15 protein-coding genes are annotated in these 18,874 nt (G+C 63.1%); 8 read left to right on the forward strand and 7 right to left on the reverse strand.

The window, feature by feature from the left end; translation table 11 throughout:
* Nucleotides 1-62: 62 nt before the first annotated feature.
* From NKI41_RS10770 to NKI41_RS10780, 3 genes are all read left to right on the forward strand, one after another.
* The gene (locus NKI41_RS10770; RefSeq protein WP_352502493.1) at nucleotides 63-1,541 is read left to right on the forward strand and encodes a YcjX family GTP-binding protein; all 1,479 of its coding nucleotides are present in this window, start codon (nucleotides 63-65) and stop codon (nucleotides 1,539-1,541) included.
* The gene (locus NKI41_RS10775; RefSeq protein ID WP_352471717.1) at nucleotides 1,538-2,632 is read left to right on the forward strand and encodes a YcjF family protein; all 1,095 of its coding nucleotides are present in this window, start codon (nucleotides 1,538-1,540) and stop codon (nucleotides 2,630-2,632) included. Before NKI41_RS10770 ends, NKI41_RS10775 begins: the two co-directional genes overlap by 4 nt.
* 87 nt (nucleotides 2,633-2,719) lie before the next feature.
* Complete coding sequence (locus NKI41_RS10780; RefSeq protein WP_023674843.1) at nucleotides 2,720-3,274, forward strand: hypothetical protein; 555 nt, start codon at nucleotides 2,720-2,722, stop codon at nucleotides 3,272-3,274.
* Between the two features lie 64 nt (nucleotides 3,275-3,338).
* Here NKI41_RS10780 and NKI41_RS10785 read toward each other — a convergent pair whose 3' ends face one another.
* The gene (locus NKI41_RS10785; protein WP_352540610.1) at nucleotides 3,339-3,503 is read right to left on the reverse strand and encodes a hypothetical protein; all 165 of its coding nucleotides are present in this window, start codon (nucleotides 3,501-3,503) and stop codon (nucleotides 3,339-3,341) included.
* 134 nt (nucleotides 3,504-3,637) lie between these two features.
* On the opposite strand from NKI41_RS10785, the gene NKI41_RS10790 reads away from it, so the two are divergent.
* Nucleotides 3,638-5,473 carry a monovalent cation:proton antiporter-2 (CPA2) family protein gene (locus NKI41_RS10790; RefSeq protein WP_352682898.1) on the forward strand — a complete coding sequence of 612 codons (1,836 nt, stop codon included), beginning with the start codon at nucleotides 3,638-3,640 and terminating at the stop codon, nucleotides 5,471-5,473.
* A 20-nt stretch (nucleotides 5,474-5,493) separates the two neighbouring features.
* Complete coding sequence (locus NKI41_RS10795; RefSeq protein ID WP_352448961.1) at nucleotides 5,494-6,042, forward strand: DUF924 family protein; 549 nt, start codon at nucleotides 5,494-5,496, stop codon at nucleotides 6,040-6,042.
* 24 nt (nucleotides 6,043-6,066) lie between these two features.
* Here the strand turns inward: NKI41_RS10795 and folK are convergent, their stop codons facing one another.
* The 3 genes from folK to folP are packed head-to-tail and all read right to left on the reverse strand — an operon-like array spanning nucleotide 6,067 to nucleotide 7,783.
* Nucleotides 6,067-6,591: a 2-amino-4-hydroxy-6-hydroxymethyldihydropteridine diphosphokinase gene (gene folK / locus NKI41_RS10800; RefSeq protein WP_352682900.1), complete on the reverse strand. Its 525-nt coding sequence runs from the start codon at nucleotides 6,589-6,591 to the stop codon at nucleotides 6,067-6,069.
* The gene (gene folB, locus NKI41_RS10805; protein ID WP_352568755.1) at nucleotides 6,575-6,934 is read right to left on the reverse strand and encodes a dihydroneopterin aldolase; all 360 of its coding nucleotides are present in this window, start codon (nucleotides 6,932-6,934) and stop codon (nucleotides 6,575-6,577) included. The genes folK and folB overlap by 17 nt, the downstream gene beginning before the upstream one ends.
* Before the next feature lie 3 nt (nucleotides 6,935-6,937).
* Nucleotides 6,938-7,783: a dihydropteroate synthase gene (folP, locus tag NKI41_RS10810; RefSeq protein WP_352682902.1), complete on the reverse strand. Its 846-nt coding sequence runs from the start codon at nucleotides 7,781-7,783 to the stop codon at nucleotides 6,938-6,940.
* A gap of 96 nt (nucleotides 7,784-7,879) precedes the next feature.
* On the opposite strand from folP, the gene NKI41_RS10815 reads away from it, so the two are divergent.
* Entirely contained in the window at nucleotides 7,880-8,497 is a 618-nt protein-coding gene (locus NKI41_RS10815; protein ID WP_023674836.1) for a DUF922 domain-containing Zn-dependent protease, read from the forward strand.
* Nucleotides 8,498-8,698: 201 nt separating this feature from the next.
* Complete coding sequence (locus NKI41_RS10820) at nucleotides 8,699-10,180, forward strand: MDR family MFS transporter (RefSeq protein WP_352540613.1); 1,482 nt, start codon at nucleotides 8,699-8,701, stop codon at nucleotides 10,178-10,180.
* Nucleotides 10,181-10,206: 26 nt separating this feature from the next.
* Here the strand turns inward: NKI41_RS10820 and NKI41_RS10825 are convergent, their stop codons facing one another.
* From NKI41_RS10825 to NKI41_RS10835, 3 genes are all read right to left on the reverse strand, one after another.
* Nucleotides 10,207-11,235, reverse strand: coding sequence for an NAD(P)/FAD-dependent oxidoreductase (locus NKI41_RS10825; protein ID WP_352540614.1), 1,029 nt, complete (start codon nucleotides 11,233-11,235; stop codon nucleotides 10,207-10,209).
* 82 nt (nucleotides 11,236-11,317) lie between these two features.
* Complete coding sequence (locus NKI41_RS10830) at nucleotides 11,318-11,638, reverse strand: 2Fe-2S iron-sulfur cluster-binding protein (RefSeq protein ID WP_023674833.1); 321 nt, start codon at nucleotides 11,636-11,638, stop codon at nucleotides 11,318-11,320.
* 97 nt (nucleotides 11,639-11,735) lie between these two features.
* On the reverse strand, nucleotides 11,736-12,104 hold the full coding sequence (locus tag NKI41_RS10835; RefSeq protein ID WP_292660938.1) for an Hpt domain-containing protein: 369 nt from the start codon (nucleotides 12,102-12,104) through the stop codon (nucleotides 11,736-11,738).
* 285 nt (nucleotides 12,105-12,389) lie between these two features.
* On the opposite strand from NKI41_RS10835, the gene NKI41_RS10840 reads away from it, so the two are divergent.
* The gene (locus tag NKI41_RS10840; RefSeq protein WP_352682904.1) at nucleotides 12,390-18,776 is read left to right on the forward strand and encodes an apolipoprotein A-IV repeat region-like domain-containing protein; all 6,387 of its coding nucleotides are present in this window, start codon (nucleotides 12,390-12,392) and stop codon (nucleotides 18,774-18,776) included.
* The last annotated feature ends 98 nt before the right edge of the window (nucleotides 18,777-18,874 follow it).

Below are 18,874 nucleotides of genomic sequence, written 5' to 3' on the forward strand. Positions count from 1 at the left end.
GGCCATTTCAAAGCCGCGCATCAAAGCCTATATCGGATCCTGACCGGCCCGCGAGAACAGATTTGCCATCAGCGCTGACGACTTTTACCGACGAGGCGAAGATTGCCTTGGATACGTTGTCAGGCCGCGCTGCCGGGCTTTTCGCTCCGTCACTGCGTCTTGGCGTGACCGGGCTGTCCCGCGCCGGCAAGACGGTGTTCATCTCGGCCCTTGTGCACAATCTCGTCCATGGCGGACGCTTGCCGCTGTTTGAGGCACAAAAATCGGGGCGCATCGCCAGGGCTTTTCTCGAAGAGCAGCCGGACGACGCGGTCCCACGCTTCCAGTACGAGGATCACATCGCAGCTCTTGTCGACGATCGCGTCTGGCCGGATTCGACGCGTGCGATTTCCGAACTGAGGCTCACCATCGAATACGAATCGGCCTCTGGCTGGAGCCGCATGTTTTCCGCCGGCAAATTGTCGGTCGACATCGTCGATTATCCCGGCGAATGGCTGCTCGACCTGCCGCTGCTCGGCAAGTCCTACGCCGATTTTTCGCGTGAGGCCTTCGAGATGGCCGTGTTGGCGGTGCGTGTCGACCTTTCGCGGGAATGGCGGGCGCTCTCCGATCCGGTCGACCCCAACGCCGAGGCCGACGAGATGACGGCGCGCCGTCTCGCTGAGAGCTTCGCGGCCTATCTCAAGGCCTGTAAACTCGACGAGCGGGCGCTTTCGACCTTGCCGCCCGGCCGCTTCCTGATGCCCGGCGATCTTGAAGGCTCGCCCGCTCTCACCTTCGCGCCGCTGCCGAATCTGGGCGGCCGGCGCGCCCGCTCGGGATCGCTGCAGGCTATGATGGAGCGGCGCTACGAGGCTTACAAGACGCATGTCGTCAAACCGTTTTTTCGCGAACACATCACGCGTCTCGACCGCCAGATCGTGCTGATCGACGCATTGCAGGCATTGAATGCCGGCCCCGGTGCGATGGCCGATCTAGAGCGCGCGGTCACCGAAATCCTGTCCTGTTTCCGGCCCGGCCGGGGCAATTTCCTGACCGACCTGTTTTCGAGGCGTATCGACCGTATATTGGTGGCCGCGACCAAGGCCGACCATCTGCACCACGAAAGCCACGACCGGCTGCAGGCGATCGTGCGGCGGCTAGCCGACCGAGCCGTGGCGCGGGCGAATTTCACCGGCGCCGACGTCAACGTCGTCGCTATGGCTGCCATGCGCGCGACCCGGGAAGGCACGGTCAAGCAGGGCCGCGAGACTTTGCCGGTCATTATCGGCATGCCGTTGCGCGGCGAAAAAATCGATGGCGAAACCTTTGACGGAAAGACAGAAACAGCCATATTTCCCGGTGACTTGCCGGAGAAAGTTGATGCGGTGTTCGATGTTTCCGAATCGACCCGCCGGCAGAACGATGACGACCCCGCGATCCGCTTCGTGCGCTTTCGCCCGCCGAAACTCGAGCGCACCGCCGAGGGCGTCACGCTGTCGCTGCCGCATATCAGGCTCGACCGCGCGCTGCAGTTCCTGATCGGAGATCATCTCGCATGAGTGCGCCCCGCAGACCGGCGGCCTTTCGCATCGAGCCGGAGCCCCAGCAGAAGGAAGATTCGACGGCTCACCATACTGCGTCCGGGGCCGCGCCGGCGCGAAAGCCGCGTACCGTGACGGCGGATCTTGCCGTGGTCACACCGGCGGAGATCGACGTCTTCGACGAGCCTGATATCGTCGCCGCCGAACCGCCGCCGGCGATTGCGCCGCGAAAACGTTCGCTGCTTGGCAGCCTGTTCTTCGGCGCGCTGGGCGTTCTGGTTTCGCTCGCCGTCGGCCTCTGGACCGACCAGCTGATTCGCGACCTGTTCGAGCGCGCCGAGTGGCTGGGCTGGCTGGCTGCCGCTATGGCCGCGATCGCCATCCTGGCGCTTCTGATCATCCTCGTGCGCGAATTCATGGCGATTGCCCGCCTTGCCGAGGTCGAAAAGTTGCAGAAGCGGGCGCTCGATGCAATTGCCCGTGACGATCCGAAGGCCGCCCGCGCCGTGGTCGACGAGTTGTCGGTCTTTGTCTCGGCCAAGCCTGAAACCGCGGCCGGCAGGCGCTCGCTGGCCGAATTGCGCGGCGAGATCATTGACGGCGGCAATCTGGTGCGCCTGGCCGAGACCGAGATACTCGGCCCGCTCGATGCCCGCGCCAGGGTGATGATCCTCGAAGCGGCGAAGCGCGTCTCCCTGGTGACCGCGGTCAGCCCCCGCGCGCTGGTCGACGTCGCTTATGTCGTGTTCGAAGCCGGCCGGTTGATTCGCCGGCTGTCGGAACTTTATGGCGGCCGCCCCGGCACGCTTGGCTTTTTTCGCCTGGCGCGCAGCGTTCTGGCCCATCTCGCGGTCACCGGGTCGATCGCCGTCGGCGACAGTTTCGTCCAGCAGATCGTCGGCCACGGCCTTGCCGCCCGGCTCTCGGCCAAGCTCGGCGAAGGCGTCGTCAACGGCATGATGACTGCGCGCATCGGCATTGCAGCGATGGAAACCGCAAGGCCCCTGCCCTTTTACGCGGTCAGGCGGCCCGGATTGGGCGATTTCCTCTCCGCGCTGACCTCCTTTGCAGCAAAGAAAGAAAAAGAAACATCCGCTTCCGGAACGTGACTATTGCCTTGGGGTGACAAAGCATTAACCAATCTTGTCCATGGTCGGAAGCGTCCAAATCAGTCTCTTTGTTGCCGGGTGTCGTCGATGAAAAGCGTTATTCTGTCCAGCGGGCTGCCCGTGGCGCTCGCGCTTGTCGCAACCGTCGGCATTGCCGGAAAGACCTCGGCGGCGGAACCGGACAAGCAGTTCTTTCGGTCGGTCGAAGGCAAATGGGTCGGCCCCGGGGAAATCGTTGCCGGCAAATACAAGGGCACGAAATTCACCTGCAGCTTCATCGGCTCGACGCCTGACGGCAAGGTCGGCATGTCGCTCGACGGCGGCTGTCGGGTAGGCATGTTCACCCAGCAGATGTCGGCAACGATCGAACACAAGGGCCGGCAGGGCTACAAGGGTAGCTTTATGGGCGGGGCCGCCGGCTCCGGCCTCGACATTATCGGCGGCAATGTCGTCGATGCGCACAAGGTGGTTTTCACCATCAATCGCAATCAGTTGCGCGGCGTGATGCAGGCGCTTGTCCCCGACGACAATTCGATGACAGTGACCGTTGCCGTGCGCGTCGACCAGCAGCTGGTCCCGGTCATCGGCATGAAGCTGAAGCGGATCGATGCAGTCGAGGTCGGCTCCATAACTCCGAACTGAGCTTTCAGCGTGAGAAGGGCGGCGGCCAAACGGCGCCGCCCTCTTTTGATTTGCAAATAAGTGCTCAGCCTTTGATCGCGGCAATCACCTCGTCATAGGCCTTGCAGGCCTCGGCTGCTGTCGTGCCGCCCTGATACTTGGTTGTCACCGCCTGAAAGGGCCGCGACTTGATCGTCGCTCGCCCTTCACTGGCCGAAGCCGGGTCCTTAGCGCCGGATTGCTGGAACAAGCAACGCGCGGGAGCCCATTATCCTGTTCAGTGCGCCTGCAATATCGCCTTCACAACGCGCCGGATTCGCACTGTTCGATCCGCCCCGAAGCCCCTATCTTGGCCGCTTGTTGCAAGAGAGCGGAACGGCAGGCATGGCGGCAGAGGCATCAAACGGCGATCTGATCCAGGTGGTGGCGCTGCTTGCCGCCGGCGTCGTTGCGGTGCCGATCTTCAGGCGTATCGGACTTGGCTCCATCCTCGGCTATTTGACGGCCGGCGTCGTGATCGGTCCGTTCGGGCTGCGCATTTTTTCCGAATCGGAAGCCATTCTTCATGTCGCCGAACTCGGCGTCGTCATGTTCCTGTTCATTATCGGGCTGGAGATGCAGCCGTCACGGCTATGGGGCATGCGCCGCGAGATCTTCGGGCTTGGCGCGCTGCAGGTCGGCGTCTGCGCGGTCCTGCTGACCGGCGTCGGCCTGGCGGGAGGTTTCCCGATCGCGCAATCCTTCGTCGCCGGCGCCGGTTTCGTACTCACCTCGACGGCAATCGTCATGCAATTGCTGGAAGAACGCGGCGACCTGGCCACGCCCAAGGGCCAGCGCATCGTCTCGGTCCTGCTTTTGGAAGACCTGGCCATCGTGCCGCTGCTGGCGCTGATCGCCTTCCTCGCGCCGGGCGGCGCCGACATGAGCCTGTCGGATCGGTTGACGGAGGTCGGCATCGGCCTTGCCGCGATCGTCGGGCTGGTGCTTGCAGGACGCTATCTGCTCAATCCGTTCTTCCGTATCCTGGCGGATGCGCGCGCCCGTGAGGTGATGACCGCAGCCGCCCTTCTGGTCGTGCTCGGGTCGGCGCTCGCCATGCAGCTTTCCGGCCTGTCGATGGCGATGGGCGCCTTCCTGGCCGGCGTGCTTTTGTCGGAATCGACCTTCCGCCATCAGCTGGAGGCGGACATCGAACCGTTCCGTGGCATTCTGCTCGGACTGTTCTTCCTCGCCGTCGGCATGTCGCTCGACCTGCATGTGGTCGTCGTCAACTGGCAGCTCATTGCCATCTATGTCGTCGCCTACATGATGATGAAGGCGATCGGCATCTATATCGTCGCCCGCATTCTCAAAACCGGCCACCGCGAAGCGCTCGAGCGCGCGGTCTTCATGGCGCAAGGCGGCGAATTCGCCTTCGTCCTCTATTCCGCAGCGGCGGCTGTCGGTATCATCGATAGCCAGGCCAATGCGATGCTGACCGCCATCGTCATCATTTCCATGGTGCTGACGCCCTTAGCGATCATAGCATTGCGGTATCTGACGCCACGCGACGAGCAGTCGCTTGAAGGCGTCGATGTCGCCGAAGGCCTGACCGGCAGCGTGCTGATCATCGGCTTTGGCCGGTTCGGCCAGATCGCCAGCCAGCCGCTTTTGTTGCGCGGGATTGATGTGTCGATCATCGACAATGAGGTCGAGATGATCCAGGCGGCGGCCGATTTCGGCTTCAAGGTCTATTACGGCGACGGCACGCGGCTGGACATCCTGCGTGCCGCGGGAGCCGGGCGCGCACGCGCCGTGCTGATCTGCGTTGACAAGCCCGATGCCGCCGTGCGCATCGCCGAGCTCATCAAGGCGGAGTTTCCGTTGCTGACGGTGCTGGCGCGGGCTTTCGACCGCGGCACGGCGTTGCAGCTCATTCGTGCCGGCGTCGACTATCAGCTCCGCGAGACGTTCGAATCGGCGCTTGTCTTCGGCGGCTCGACACTGGAAGCTCTCGGCGTCGATCCGGAAGAGGTCGCCGAGGTAGTCGAGGACGTCCGCCGCCGCGATGCTGCCCGTTTCGAACTTCAACAGGCAGAAGGCATCCGCGCCGGGCGGCGCTTCCTCAAAGGCAATATCGGCACCCCCATCCCGACGCCGCTCAGCACGCCACGGCGCGTGGGCCAGGCGCTCAACGAGGAGACCGCCGGCGTGCTGCAGAAATCCGAACCGGCCGATTAAACGTTGGAAAGACGCGAATGATGAACGAACTGGACGAGCGCGCTGTCTCCATCACCAGATTCTGGCGCGACGCCGGGGAGGACGCGTGGTTCGAGAAGAACGACGCCTTTGATGCCGACTTCCGCACCCGGTTTCTCGATCTGCACTTTGCCGCCGCCCGCCGCGAATGCGACGGCTGGTCCGAACACGCCGAAGGGTCGCTGGCGCTGATGATCCTGCTCGACCAGTTTCCGCGAAACTGCTTTCGCGCCACCGGCCACATGTACGCCACGGACCCGCTGGCGCGGCATTTCGCCGGGAAAGCGATCGCTGCCGGCCATGACCTGGCACTCGACGAAGAGCTCCGCGTTTTTCTCTATCTGCCCTATGAGCATTCGGAGGACCTCGCCGATCAGCTCAAATCGGTAGAGCTTACCGCCGCCAAAGCCCCGATCTATCTGAAATATGCGATCGAGCATCGCGACATCATCCAGCGCTTCGGCCGCTTTCCGCATCGAAACAGGATGCTTGGCCGCGAGACGACACCGGACGAACAAATGTTCCTCGACGGAGGTGGGTTCTCCGGCTGATTTCAGGCACCGATGGCGGCAGCGTCAGGTTTTCCACCAATCCCGGCCTGACGGCAGCCGTTCAATGCCCGATGTGTCGACGGCGGCCAGCCGCTCCGATACGCTCTTGCCGTCGACCACAAGCTCCGGCGCAATTTCTGCCAGCGGCGCCAGCACGAAGGCGCGCTTCAGCATGCGCGGATGCGGCACCTCCAGTCCGGTCTCGTGGATGATGCGGTCGCCGAACACCAGAATGTCGATATCGATCAGGCGTGGACCCCAGCGCTCCTCGCGCACCCGCTTCAGTTTTCGCTCGGCGTCGAGGCAAACGTCGAGCAAAGCCCGTGGCGCGAGCGCGGTCGAGATTTCGGCCGCCGCGTTGAGGAAATCCGGCTGATCGAGCTTGCCCCAGGGCGGCGTGCGGTAGAGCGACGAAACGGCAACGACGCGCGTTCTCTCGTTGGCATCCAGAATGCCCAGTGCCGCAGCCATCGACTTCGCCGGATCACCGAGATTGCCGCCAAGGCTGAGATAGACGGTGTTGTTGTTGTTACTATTCTGGCCAGACAACGGTCACCTCGACATGATCGAGCACACCCGGCACCGGGGCGTTCGGCTTGCGCACGGTGATCTCGGCCTTTTTGATCTGCGGAAACCGCGCCGTCAGCGCCCTCGCCACTTCGAGCGCCAGCGCTTCGATCAGAAAGCGCCGTTCGCCGGTAATGATCTTCTCGATGACCGCAAAGGCGATGCCGTAATTGACGGTGTCCTCGATGGAATCCTCGACCAGCGCCTGCCCGGGATCCACCGTGAGTGCCGCATCGACATAAAAGCGCTGGCCGAGCGTCTCTTCTTCGTCCAGCACACCGTGCCGGGCAAAGAAGGCGCAGTTCTTCATGCGGATGACATACATGGCTCAGCTTTCCCCGATCTCACGTGCCAGCATAGCATCGGCGATGGCCAGCGCATCCACGTTGATTGCGACATCGTGGACGCGAAAGAGATGCGCGCCTTTGAGCCTCAGGATGACGCTGGTGGCCGCGGTCCCGGCGCCTCTTGCGGCTGCGTCGCGGCCGGTGACGGTGCCGATAAAGCGCTTTCGCGATGTGCCGGCCATCAGTGGAAAACCCAGCGCATGAAGTTCGGAAAACCGTGCCATCAGGTCAAGATTTTCCGCTGCCGTCTCCTTGGCGAAGCCGAAGCCCGGATCGAGCACGATATGATCGTCGGCAATACCGCTCCGCCGCGCGATTTCCAGCGACTTCCTGAGGAAGAAGAGCTGATCGGCAATCACGTCGGGCAGTTTCTGCCGGTCCCGTCCCGTGTGCATGACGACAAGGCCAGCGCCGGTTTCGGCCGCGACGCGGGCAATGCCCGGTTCGCGCTGCAGGCCCCAGACGTCATTGACGATATGCGCGCCGGCTTGTACGGCAAGCCGGGCTGTATCCTCGCGATAGGTATCGACCGAGATCAGCGTTCCGCCAGACGTCGCGAGCGCCTCGATGACCGGCAATATGCGAGCCTGCTCTTCCTTTGCTGAGACCGCAGACGCCCCGGGACGTGTCGATTCTCCGCCGATGTCGATGACGGAGGCCCCCTCCTCGACCATGCGGCGCGCCTGGGCCACTGCTTTTTCCGGCGCATCGAACAGGCCGCCGTCGGAAAAACTGTCCGGCGTGATGTTGAGGATGCCGACGACCACGGCCTTGCCGCCAAGGTCGAGATGGCGTCCGTGCGCCAACTGCCATCGCCCTGTCATCATTGCCCATCAACCATGTTCGATCCCGCGGCGTGGCGGGGGATCAATTCCGTTGCGCCGAGGACGGCGGTAAAGCAAGGTGGGGAAAGAGGCAACACGATGAAACGATCCCTCCTTTGCGCCCTGATGCTCGCTCTGACCGCATTCCCGGCCGGCGCTGCAACTCTCGTCAAGACATATAGTTATTTCCCGATCGGCGGCAGGACGCTCGACGACATCGAGACCCAGCTGTCGAAACTCGGCCCTCAGGTGAAAAGCACCGGGTCGCGGCATCCGGGAGCTACCCAGATGGCGTTCACCACCCGCGTCAGCTATGCGCAAAAGCCGGGCTCGTGCTGGATTGCCGATGCTGTCGTCACCGTCAAGGTCAAGGTCATCCTTCCTGAGTGGCGCCGCCCGCGCAAAGCCGATGCCGGCGTCAGGCTGTTCTGGGATACGTTGTCCGCCGACATCAAGCGCCATGAGGAACGCCACGTCGAGATTGCCAAGAACCACGGCCGCGAACTAGAAGACGCCTTGAAGGCGAGCTACCCGGAAAAGACCTGCGAACTGGCAAAGGCCAAGGCCGCAAAAATCACTGCGGCCATGCTTGCCAAACACGACCAGGACCAGATGCGCTTCGATCGCGTCGAAAGCGCCAATTTCCAAAGCCGCATCCTGCGGCTTTTGCACTATCGCATCGAGCGCATTGAGAACGGCCGGCTCGCTCCCGGCTGAACTCCGCGTCGTCGGACAAAGCCAATTTTGCCGAAACATAGTGCCAGCTTCGGAAAACTTTCGAGCCGCTGTCGAAATCGGCCTATAGCGAACGACATATGCCAGGTTCGCAGGGATCAGCCTCCGGCAAACGCCAATCGGCGTACTAGATGCTTCCCAGCCCGTCGCGGACGTGTACGCAGGCATAATGGATGAACGGATATGGACCAGGCTGTCGACAAGCAAACGATGGTGGAAACCAACGCGCCGCTGAACGAAACCGAGAAAAACGCCATCATCGGCGGCGTGCTTTTGTCGATGCTGCTGGCGGCGCTCGACCAGACCATCGTCGCGCCGGCGATGCCGACGATGGCACGTCTGCTCGGGCATGCCGAATATCTGCCATGGATCGTGACCGGCTATCTTCTGACCGCGACCGCCGTGGCGCCGCTCTACGGCAAGATCTCCGATATTTATGGTCGCCGGCCGACCGTCTATGCTGCAATCCTGATCTTTCTCGCCGGCTCGCTGGTCAGCGCCACGGCCCCTAACATGCTGGTCCTGGTTGTCGGCCGGGCGATCCAGGGCGCCGGCGGCGGCGGTCTGTTCGCCCTGACGCAGACCGTGATCGGCGACCTCGTGCCGCCGCGCGAGCGGGCCCGATACGCCGCCTGGATCTCGGGCACATGGGCCGTCGCCAGCATCGCCGGGCCGCTGCTCGGCGGCACCTTCGCCGAACATCTGCATTGGTCGCTGATCTTCTGGATCAACATTCCGCTGGGCCTGCTGGCCATGGCGATCATCAACAACCCGCTCAAGAAGCTGCCGATCGCCGCAAAACATCACCGCATCGACGGCCTCGGCGCGCTGCTTCTGGTCGCGGCCACCTCGCTGCTGCTGCTTGCCTTGAACTGGGGCGGCAGCGAGTATCCGTGGCTGTCGCCTGAAATCCTTGGACTGCTCGCCTGCTCGGCGGTGTTCTGGAGCGCGTTCGCGCTGCGGCTCATGCGCGCGGCCGAACCGCTGATCTCGCTCGAAGTGCTCGGCAATCCGATCGTTCTCGCCGGCACATTGTCGATGTTCCTGCTGCAGGCCGCCAATGTCGGCTTGTCGGTCTATCTGCCGGTCTACCTGCAGTCGGTCGTCGGCCTGTCGGTCAGTCAATCGGGCACCGCATTGCTTGGGCTGATGCTCGGCACGGTGGCCGGTGCGACCTTCAGCGCGCGAATGATCCCGCGCTTTTTTCACTATAAACGCATTGCCATGATCGGAACTGTTTTCTCGATCCTGTGCCTCGGCGTGCTCAGCCTGGTCGCCGGGCATGCCTCACTGTTGCTCGTCGAGGTGTTGACGACCTGCGTAGGCCTGGGCACAGGCACGACCTTTCCGGTTGCCACCGTCTCGGTCCAGAACGCCGTCGATCGTATGCACCTTGGCGTGGCGACCGGCGTTCTCACCTTCCTGCGCTCGCTGGGCAGCGCGCTTGGCGTCGCTATGCTCGGTGCCGTCGCCCTTGGTTACGGGCTGCCGCTGGCCAGCGAAGGCACGCAGCCGGCCGGCCATATCGCCTCGGCCATGCCGTTCGTGATGATCTTTCTTGCCGCGGCCGCGATCTTGCTGTTGTCGCTCATCACGCTCTGGCTGATGCCGGAGAAAACGCTTCGCGGCCATGCCGAGGCTGTGGCCCCAACCCTGGCCGAATAGACCTGTCCGGCGAAATCCGGCGAGCTTCAGTCGACCACGCCGAGCTTCTTGTGCAGGCTGGTCGACGAGGTCGTATACTGGAATACGATGCGCTCGCCGGGGCTGATGATGCGCTTGGCTGCCTGCGCCATCAAGGCGACCTCGTGGAAGCCCGACAGGATCAGCTTCAGCTTGCCCGGGTACCAGTTGATGTCGCCGACGGCGAAGATGCCGGGAACCGACGTCTGGAATTTTTCGGTGTCGACCGGGATCAGGTTCTCGTGGAGGTTGAGCCCCCATTCGGCGATTGGGCCGAGCTTCATCGTCAGGCCGAAGAACGGCAGCATCCGCGTGCACGGCACTTCGACATCGCCCTCCGGCCCCTTGATCGTGGCCGAGACTAGCTGGCCGTCGCTGCCGGTCAGGCCAGTCACCTGTCCAACCTGGAATTCCAGCTGCTTCATCTCCTGCATGGCATACATCTTGTTGACGCTGTCGGGCGCTGCGCGGAATTCGGGCCGCCGGTGCACCAGCGTCACGCTCTTGGCGACCGGCTGCAGGTTCAGCGTCCAATCGAGCGCCGAATCGCCGCCGCCGACGATGACGAGGTCATGGCCGCGAAAGTCCTCCATCCGGCGCACCGAGTAGAACACGCTCTTGCCTTCATAGGGTTCGATGCCTGGAATCGGCGGCCGCTTCGGCTGGAACGAACCGCCGCCGGCGGCAATCACCACAATTTTGGTTTCGAACACCTCGTTTTCGTCGGTAATGACGCGGAAGCTGCCGTCGTCCAGCCTTTCCAGGCTCGAAACCATGCGGCTATAGGTGAATTCGGGCTTGAACGGCGCGATCTGCTCAAGCAGCTTGTCGACCAGGCCTTGCGCCGAGATCGAGGGCCAAGCCGGAATGTCGTAGATCGGCTTTTCCGGGTAGAGTTCGGCGCATTGCCCGCCGGGCCGGTCGAGTATGTCGATCAGATGGCACTTCATGTCGAAGAGGCCGAGCTCGAATACGGCAAACAGGCCGACAGGCCCTGCCCCGACAATGAGTACGTCCGTCTTGGTGATAGCGGTCATGAAGCATGCGCCTTTATGGGAAAACGGCGCGACACTGCATGACCATTGGTCCGCTGCCAAGCGGCAGCCGCAAAAATCGGCTTCAGCCCTGGCGGGCCGGCACGCGCACGACCAGCCCGTCGAGAGCGTCGCGCACCTTGATCTGGCATGACAGCCGCGAGTTCGGCTGGACCTCGTAGGCGAAATCCAGCATGTCCTCTTCCATGGCTTCCGGCTCGCCGACCTCCGCCGTCCAGGCTTCGTCGACATAAACATGGCAGGTCGCGCAGGCGCAGGCGCCGCCGCATTCCGCTTCTATTCCCGGCACCGCATTGCGGATCGCATTTTCCATGACGGTCGAGCCGTTTTCGGCATCCACGTCAAAATGCGTGCCGTCATGGGCGATGAAGGTCAGCTTGGTCATTTGTCACCTGAAGGGAGTCTGAGCCGACATAATCACTCTGCCGGACAAGTCAACTGCGGCGCCAAAGCGCCGCTGTGTGGCGTTTTGGGAATAAGCGCTATCGGCTGATGGCGGCGACGAAGTCGCGCACTTCTTCGATCAGCGAGCCAAGCCGCTTCAGCGTGCTGGCGTCTTCGGGCCGGCATTCGATCGCGCTGGCGCAATCGGCAATGGCGAAGGCGCCGACCCCACGCGCCGAGCCTTTGAGCCCGTGTGCCAATAGCAGCCGCTGCCTGACATCCGCATCGACGATCTTGTCGCGCACCGACAGCGCCTGCTGCACGAACAGAGCCAGCACCTCCTGCTCGAGGCTCCGATCGCCCATCGTCTGGCGCGCAAGATGCGCCAGGTCGATCGGCCGCGCCCCGGCTGTCCCCGACACGTCGCCGCCGGGCATCGAGAAGGCAATGCCGTTTTCGCCACGTATCACTTTGAGACTCCGTTCTTCGACCGCCGCAAAAACTAGGCGTATCCGGTGGACAACGGGTTAATGATTGGCCCGGAAAAATGTCGCGATAACGGCGCCGGAATCACGGCTGTGTTAACCTTATATTTAAAGTTTTACGTATCGGGCGGAATGCATGTTTTCTTTACCCGGCTGTGTCATTACGATACGACAGGTCCATTTTCAGCCTCCTGCGCGGGACACGCTAGGCAGAATCAATAAGCAGAACCATAAGTCCCGCGGCAGCTTGTACAGGGTAGCGAAGGCATGGCGAAGAAACCAACGACGACAAGAACGCTCGACAGCGACGTAGCCAGGGAACTTGAAAAAGCACTTGATATCGATCTGAGCAGCGATGCCGGCGGCGACTTCGACATGGCTGCATCCATGGAAGATCTCGAAGCGCAAATATCGCAAGCCGCCGACGAGCTGGCGCGCGAAGGTCGCAGCCAGAACGAAGCGCCTGCCCCGGACCAGACCCAGAACGCGGCACCTGCCGCCAATCAAGGCCAGATCGCAAATCCCGCGCCAAAGACCAAGCCGGCTGAGTTGCGTCCTGTCGCAACGCGCAATGGCTCCCAGCCGGCAGCTTTCTCGCCGGCCAACGACGATCGTCAAAAAGACTATAAGACGCTCCTGCACACCCTCAATCGCCGCGCCTCGAACACGATCTACTGGGTCGTGGCTTTCGTTTCGCTGGCCTGGATCGCCGGCGCTGGCGGCCTTGCGAACCTGTTGTTCGGACCTGGCATCTGGAACATCCGCACCTTCGATCAGTTTTTCGCCCGTCCGGAGCTGATCGGCCTGGCGGTCGCGGCAATAGTGCCCGTCATCCTGTTCTGGGCATTCGCAGTGATGATTCACCGCGCTCAGGAGATGCGCCTTGCCGCGCAGTCGATGACCGAGGTGGCCTTCCGTCTGGCCGAGCCGGAAAATCTTGCCCAGGATCGCGTCATGATGATCGGCCAAGCGGTTCGCCGCGAGGTGGCAGCCATGGGCGAAGGCATCGAACGCACGCTTGCGCGTGCCGTCGAGCTCGAAACGCTGGTCCACAGCGAGGTGAACCAGATCGAGCGCTCCTATTCAGAGAACGAGTCCCGCATCCGCTCGCTGGTCGACGGGCTGGGCAGCGAGCGCGAAGCGGTCGTCACCCATGCCGAGCGCGTGCGCGCCTCGATCACCGGCGCCCACGAGACACTGAAAGACGAGATCAACGCCGCCAGCGATATCATTCGCGACAGCATTCTCAACGCCTCGACCAAGCTGTCGATGACGATCAACGAATCCGGCGACACGCTGATCGACAGGATCAACGGAAGCTCGATGTCGATCTTCGATTCGGTGGAAGGCCGGCTCGAATCGATCACCGATCGGCTGTCGACGTCGGGCGAGGCCTTCGCCAGCCTGCTCGACACCCGGATCGCCAAGCTGACGGACACCACCGACGGCCTGACGCGGTCACTGACCGACCTGCTCGACGACCGCACGAGCGGCATGGTGTCGCTGCTCGGCGGTGCCGCTCGCACACTCAATTCGGAATTCGAAGCCAGTCTCAACGGCATCGAGCGGACGCTTGCTGAACGTGGCCAGGCGCTGATCAGCGAGTTCCAGACCCGCGCCGAGGCGCTCGACACCGGCACGCAGAAGCTCAACGCCGCGCTGGAGGCTCGCGCACGCCAGATCAACGAGACGCTGGTCGAGCGCGCGCGCGAAATCGCCCACACCTTCCAGGATAGCAAGGAGACGCTGTCGGCGATGATCGATCAGGGCAAGACCCAGATCGGCGCCGACATGGCCGATATCATTTCATCGACCTCGACCATGCTTGAAGCCCGCGCCGGCGATTTCGCCGGGCGCATGGAAGCGGCGCGCCATGTCGTATCGCGTTCGTTCGATACGGACATCGAGCGGCTTGCCGATGCTCGCGCCGGCATCGAGGAAGCCGTCGAGAACCACAGCCGCAAGCTTTCCGAAAGCCGCGACCGGATGGCGGCGGCAATGCAGGCCGATCTGGCGAAGTTCGCCGAAGGTCGCGCCGAAATCGACGCAGCGGTGGCTAACCAGGTGCAGAAGCTAGCCGAAGGCCGCGGCCTGATCTCGCGCGCCCTTGAAGAGGATCTGCGCAAGGTCAATGAATCGCGCGCAGCGATCGACGCTTCGCTGGGCAGCCATCTCGAAAGCCTTGAAGAGGGTCGCAACAGGCTTGCCCAGGCCTTGAACGAAGACTCTGGAAAACTCGTGCAAGCCCGCACGATAATTGATGAAATGGTTGCCGGGCATGTCGGCAAGCTCGCCGAAGGCCGCAGCATCCTTTCGCGCGCGCTCGAGGCCGACCTCGGCAAACTGGCAGAGAGTCGCGCCAGCATCGACGGCCTCGTCGCCGGTCAGGTCGAAAAGATCGCCGAGGGCCGCGCCATACTCGCCAGTGCGCTGGAAGCCGACATTGCCGGCATCAATGGCCTCATCGAGGCCCATTCGGCGAAATTGGCGCAAGACCGCAGCGGGCTTTCCCAGTCACTCGATAACGACCTGTCCGACATCAGGAGCCTGATCGCCGATCATTCGGGCAGGCTCGCCGATGATCGCAGCCTGCTTTCGAAGACGCTTGAAGACGATCTTGCCAAGCTGGCCGAAAGTCGGTCGAGCATCGACGGGCTGGTTGCCGGCCAGGTCGAGAAGCTGGCCGAAGGCCGCGACATCCTCAAGCGCGCGCTGGAATCGGACCTGAACGCTATCAAGGGCGTCATCGCCGGCCAGTCCGAAAAGCTGGCGGAAGACCGTGGCCAGTTGTCGCGGGCACTGGAGAGCGACCTGCAGGCCGTGCGGGGCGTTGTCTCCGATCACATGAACAAGCTCGCCGAAGACCGTTCGACCCTTTCGAAGGCGCTCGAAGACGATCTCGCCAAGTTGGCCGAAAGCCGCTCGAGCATCGATGTGATGGTTGCCGGCCAGGTCGAAAAGCTGGCAGAGGGCCGCGACATCCTCAAGCGTGCGCTCGAAGCCGATCTGAGCACCGTCAAGGGCGTCATCGCCAGCCAGTCCGAAAAGCTGGCGGAAGACCGTGGTCAGCTGTCGCGGGCACTGGAGACCGATCTCGAGACCGTGCGGGGCGTCGTCTCCGAACATATGAACAAGCTTGCCGAAGACCGTTCGGCCCTGTCGAAAGCGCTCGAGGACGATCTTGCCAGGCTGGCAGAGAGCCGTTCGAGCATCGACGGGCTGGTCGCCGGCCAGGTCGAGAAGCTGGCTGAGGGTCGCGACATCCTCAAGCGCGCCTTGGAAGACGATCTTGCCAAGCTGGCCGAAAGCCGCTCGAGCATCGACGGACTGGTTTCCGGCCAGGTCGAGAAACTGGCCGAAGGCCGCGATATCCTCAAGCGCGCCTTGGAGGCCGATCTCAACACGATCAGGGGCGCCATCGCCGATCAGTCGCAGCTATTGACCGATAATCGCGCGCAGTTTTCGCGTGCGCTGGAAGCCGATCTCGGCAACGTCAACAGCCTTGTCGCAACCCACGCAGAGAAGCTCGTCCAGGACCGCTCGACCCTGTCGAAGGCGCTCGAGGACGATCTCGCCAAGCTGGCCGAAAGCCGCTCGAGCATCGATGGGCTGGTCGCCGGCCAGGTCGAGAAACTGGCGGAAGGCCGCGACATCCTCAGGCGCGCGTTGGAAGCCGACCTGGAGAGGCTTGCAATGAGCCGCAGCGAGGTCGACGAGATTGTCGCCGGTCATGTCGGCAAGCTGAGCGAGGGCCGCGACATGCTGACCCGCGCATTGCAGGACGATCTCTCCAGGCTCGCCGAAACGCGCAAGGATGTCGACCGTTCGCTGTCCGGCCATATCGATCAGATCGCCGCCAGGAGCACCGACATCTCTGATGCGATCGCTGCGGACGTAGAAAAGATCGAGCAGGCGTTCAGCCGGCAGACAGGCATCATTGAAGAGCGCGCCAGCACAATGGAGCGGGCGCTGTCGACGGGTGTCGACAACGTGCGCAGTGTGCTCGAAAGAAGCGCGGTCTTCGTCGCCGGCGCGCTGCGCGAGAAGGTCATGGAAGTTACCAGCGCGCTGCATGAGCAGGCGGGCGCGGCATTCAGCGATGCCGACCGCAAGATCGCCGAGCGCGCCGAGCAGACCTCGGCCGCCCTGCTCGCCAGGGCGGAGGACATCGCCCGCACCTTTGAAGAGGCGGATCGTCGCCTCGCCGCCCGCGCCGAGGATACGTCGAGCGCACTGATTGCCCGCGTCGACGACACGTCGAACAGCTTGCTCGCGCGTGCCCAGGAAACGGCCGATCAGCTGGCAGCCAGAGCAAGTGAGATTGCCGGCACCTTCGACGCGGCGGACCACAGGCTGGTCTCTCGCGCCATCGAAACGGCCCAGTCGCTGGCGGCACGTGCCGGCGACATCCTGCGCAATTTCGAAACAGCCGACGAGCGGCTGGGCGTGCGCATCGGCGAATCCGCCGAAGCGCTCGCGGCACGTGCGTCGGATCTCGGCCGCATTTTCGATGCCGCCGACCAGCAACTTATTTCGCGCATTGCCGAGGGCTCCGAAGCACTTTCGGCCCGTGCGTCCGAGATCGGCCGCATCTTCGAGGAGGCCGATCATCGCCTGGTGTCCCGTATCGCTGACAGCAGCACCGCAATCGGCGAACATGCCGACACCATTGTCGGTGCCTTCACCAGCACCGAGCAGCGGGTTGCCGAACGCGCCAGGCAGACTGGCCAGGAACTCGCAGTCCATGCCCGTGAAATCGAGCAACTGCTTGCCGGTGCCGACGAACGCCTGGCATCGAGTGCTGCCGCCACTGCGGCCCGCGTCGAGGAGCAGGTCGCCAGCGTCGAGAACCGCCTCGCTTACTCCGCCGAGACAATGGGCCAAAAGCTCAACGAACAAGTCTCGGGTGCCGAAGCGCAACTGGTCTCGCGTGCCAACACCATCGCCGAAACCTTCACCGCGGTCGGCCAGCATATCGGTCAGAGCACCAATGACGCTGCAAAGACCATCGGAGCCAATACTCGCGAGCTCAGTACGATGCTTGCGGCCCGTTCGGCAGAAATATCGAAAATCCTGGACGAGACGGCGCGGCCTCTGGTCGAGCGCTTCGCCCAGGGCGGCTCCGAGCTGCAAAAGAGCATGGAAGAGGTCACCGAACGTGCGACCGAGAAGCTGCGCAATCAAAACGCCGCCCTCGTCGACGCCATCGCCAGCCGCACGGCCGAAACCCTGTCGGCCGTCGAAGGCGCGCGCTCGACGCTTGCCGACAGCGTTGCCGACCTCATCGGCCGCATGACCACCTCCAGCTCGCAGCTCGGTCAATTGATCGAGCAGGCGGCGACCAATCTCGGCCAGGTCGACGAACGCCTGACCGGGAGCACGCAAAGCTTCGCGGCGACCACGGAAAAGACCGCGCAGACCTTCGCCAGTTCGGCGCGTCTGGTCGATTCGAACACGACGCGGCTCACCGAGCTGTCGTCGTCGACCTTACGCGAGGTTGCTTCAATCGCCACCAAGTTCGACGAGCACAGCCGGTTGCTTTCCAGTGCCTCGGACCTGTTGAGCTCGGCCCAGAGCAATCTTGAGCACACGCTCGAAAGGCAATCGTCGCTGGAGGACCTCGCCGTCGGCCTTGTCAAGAAGTCGGAAGATCTCGAAAGGGTCATGCGCTCGTTCGAGAATTTGGTCGGCCAGACGCTGCAGAACGCCGAGGGCAAGACGCTGGAATCCGCCGACAAGATCCGTACCGCGATTTCCGAAGTGGTCGATTCGGCAACCAAGCGCTTTGCCGATGCGACCGAGGAGATGCGGCGTACCGCCGGCTCGATCAAGAGCGAGCTCGACCTCACCCGGGCCGAGCTTAAGAAAGGCGTCATCGAGATGCCGGAAGAGGCAAAGGAATCAACCACGGCTATCCGCCGTGCCGTTTCAGAGCAGATCAACGCGCTGAAGGAACTTTCTGAAATCGTTGCGAAATCTGGCCGCAGCGCCGACAGTTCGGAACAGCGCAACCTGCGTCCGGCGCCGCAAGCGCCTGCCGCACGCCCCGCCGAACCGCCACGTCGCCCGGCTCCGGCTCCCGAACAGCGCCGTGCACCGCAGGCGCCTTCGGGCGAGACGGCGCTGCGCGGCACGCTCGACCTCGAACGTCCGGCAGACCAAGCGCCGCGCCAGCGCGACCCCAACGGCCGCACGCCGCAGGGCGGTTGGGTGCGCGACCTCCTGACCGGTGCATCGCGCGAAGACGACGCCAAGCCGGCAGCGCCTCCCGAAGCGCCGCGCCCGGCTCCCGCGGCGCGTTCGCCGCTTCATGTCGTGGAATCGCTGAACTCGCTCTCGGTCGATATCGCACGCGCCATCGATCACGACGCCTCGATCGAGTTGTGGAACCGCTACCGGCGCGGCGAGCGCGACGTCTTCACGCGCCGACTTTACACGCTGAAGGGCCAGCAGACGTTCGACGAGATCCGCCGCAAATATCAGTCAGAGGCGGAGTTCCGCGCTGCTGTCGATCGTTACTGCGACGATTTCGAAAAGCTGCTCAAGGACGTGTCGCGCAACGACCGCGACAACATCATGGCGCAGACCTACCTGACGTCGGACACCGGCAAGGTCTACACCATGCTTGCCCATGCCAGCGGCCGTCTGCACTAAGCGGCGGGACAGGAAAACAGAAAGTGCACTCTGCCCTTTCTGCTTAGACCCGATACTGAAAAAGATAGTCCGCAAATCTCCTGATTTGGTCGGATGTT

This window comes from Mesorhizobium sp. M0601, assembly GCF_040320845.1.
Lineage (GTDB): Bacteria > Pseudomonadota > Alphaproteobacteria > Rhizobiales > Rhizobiaceae > Mesorhizobium.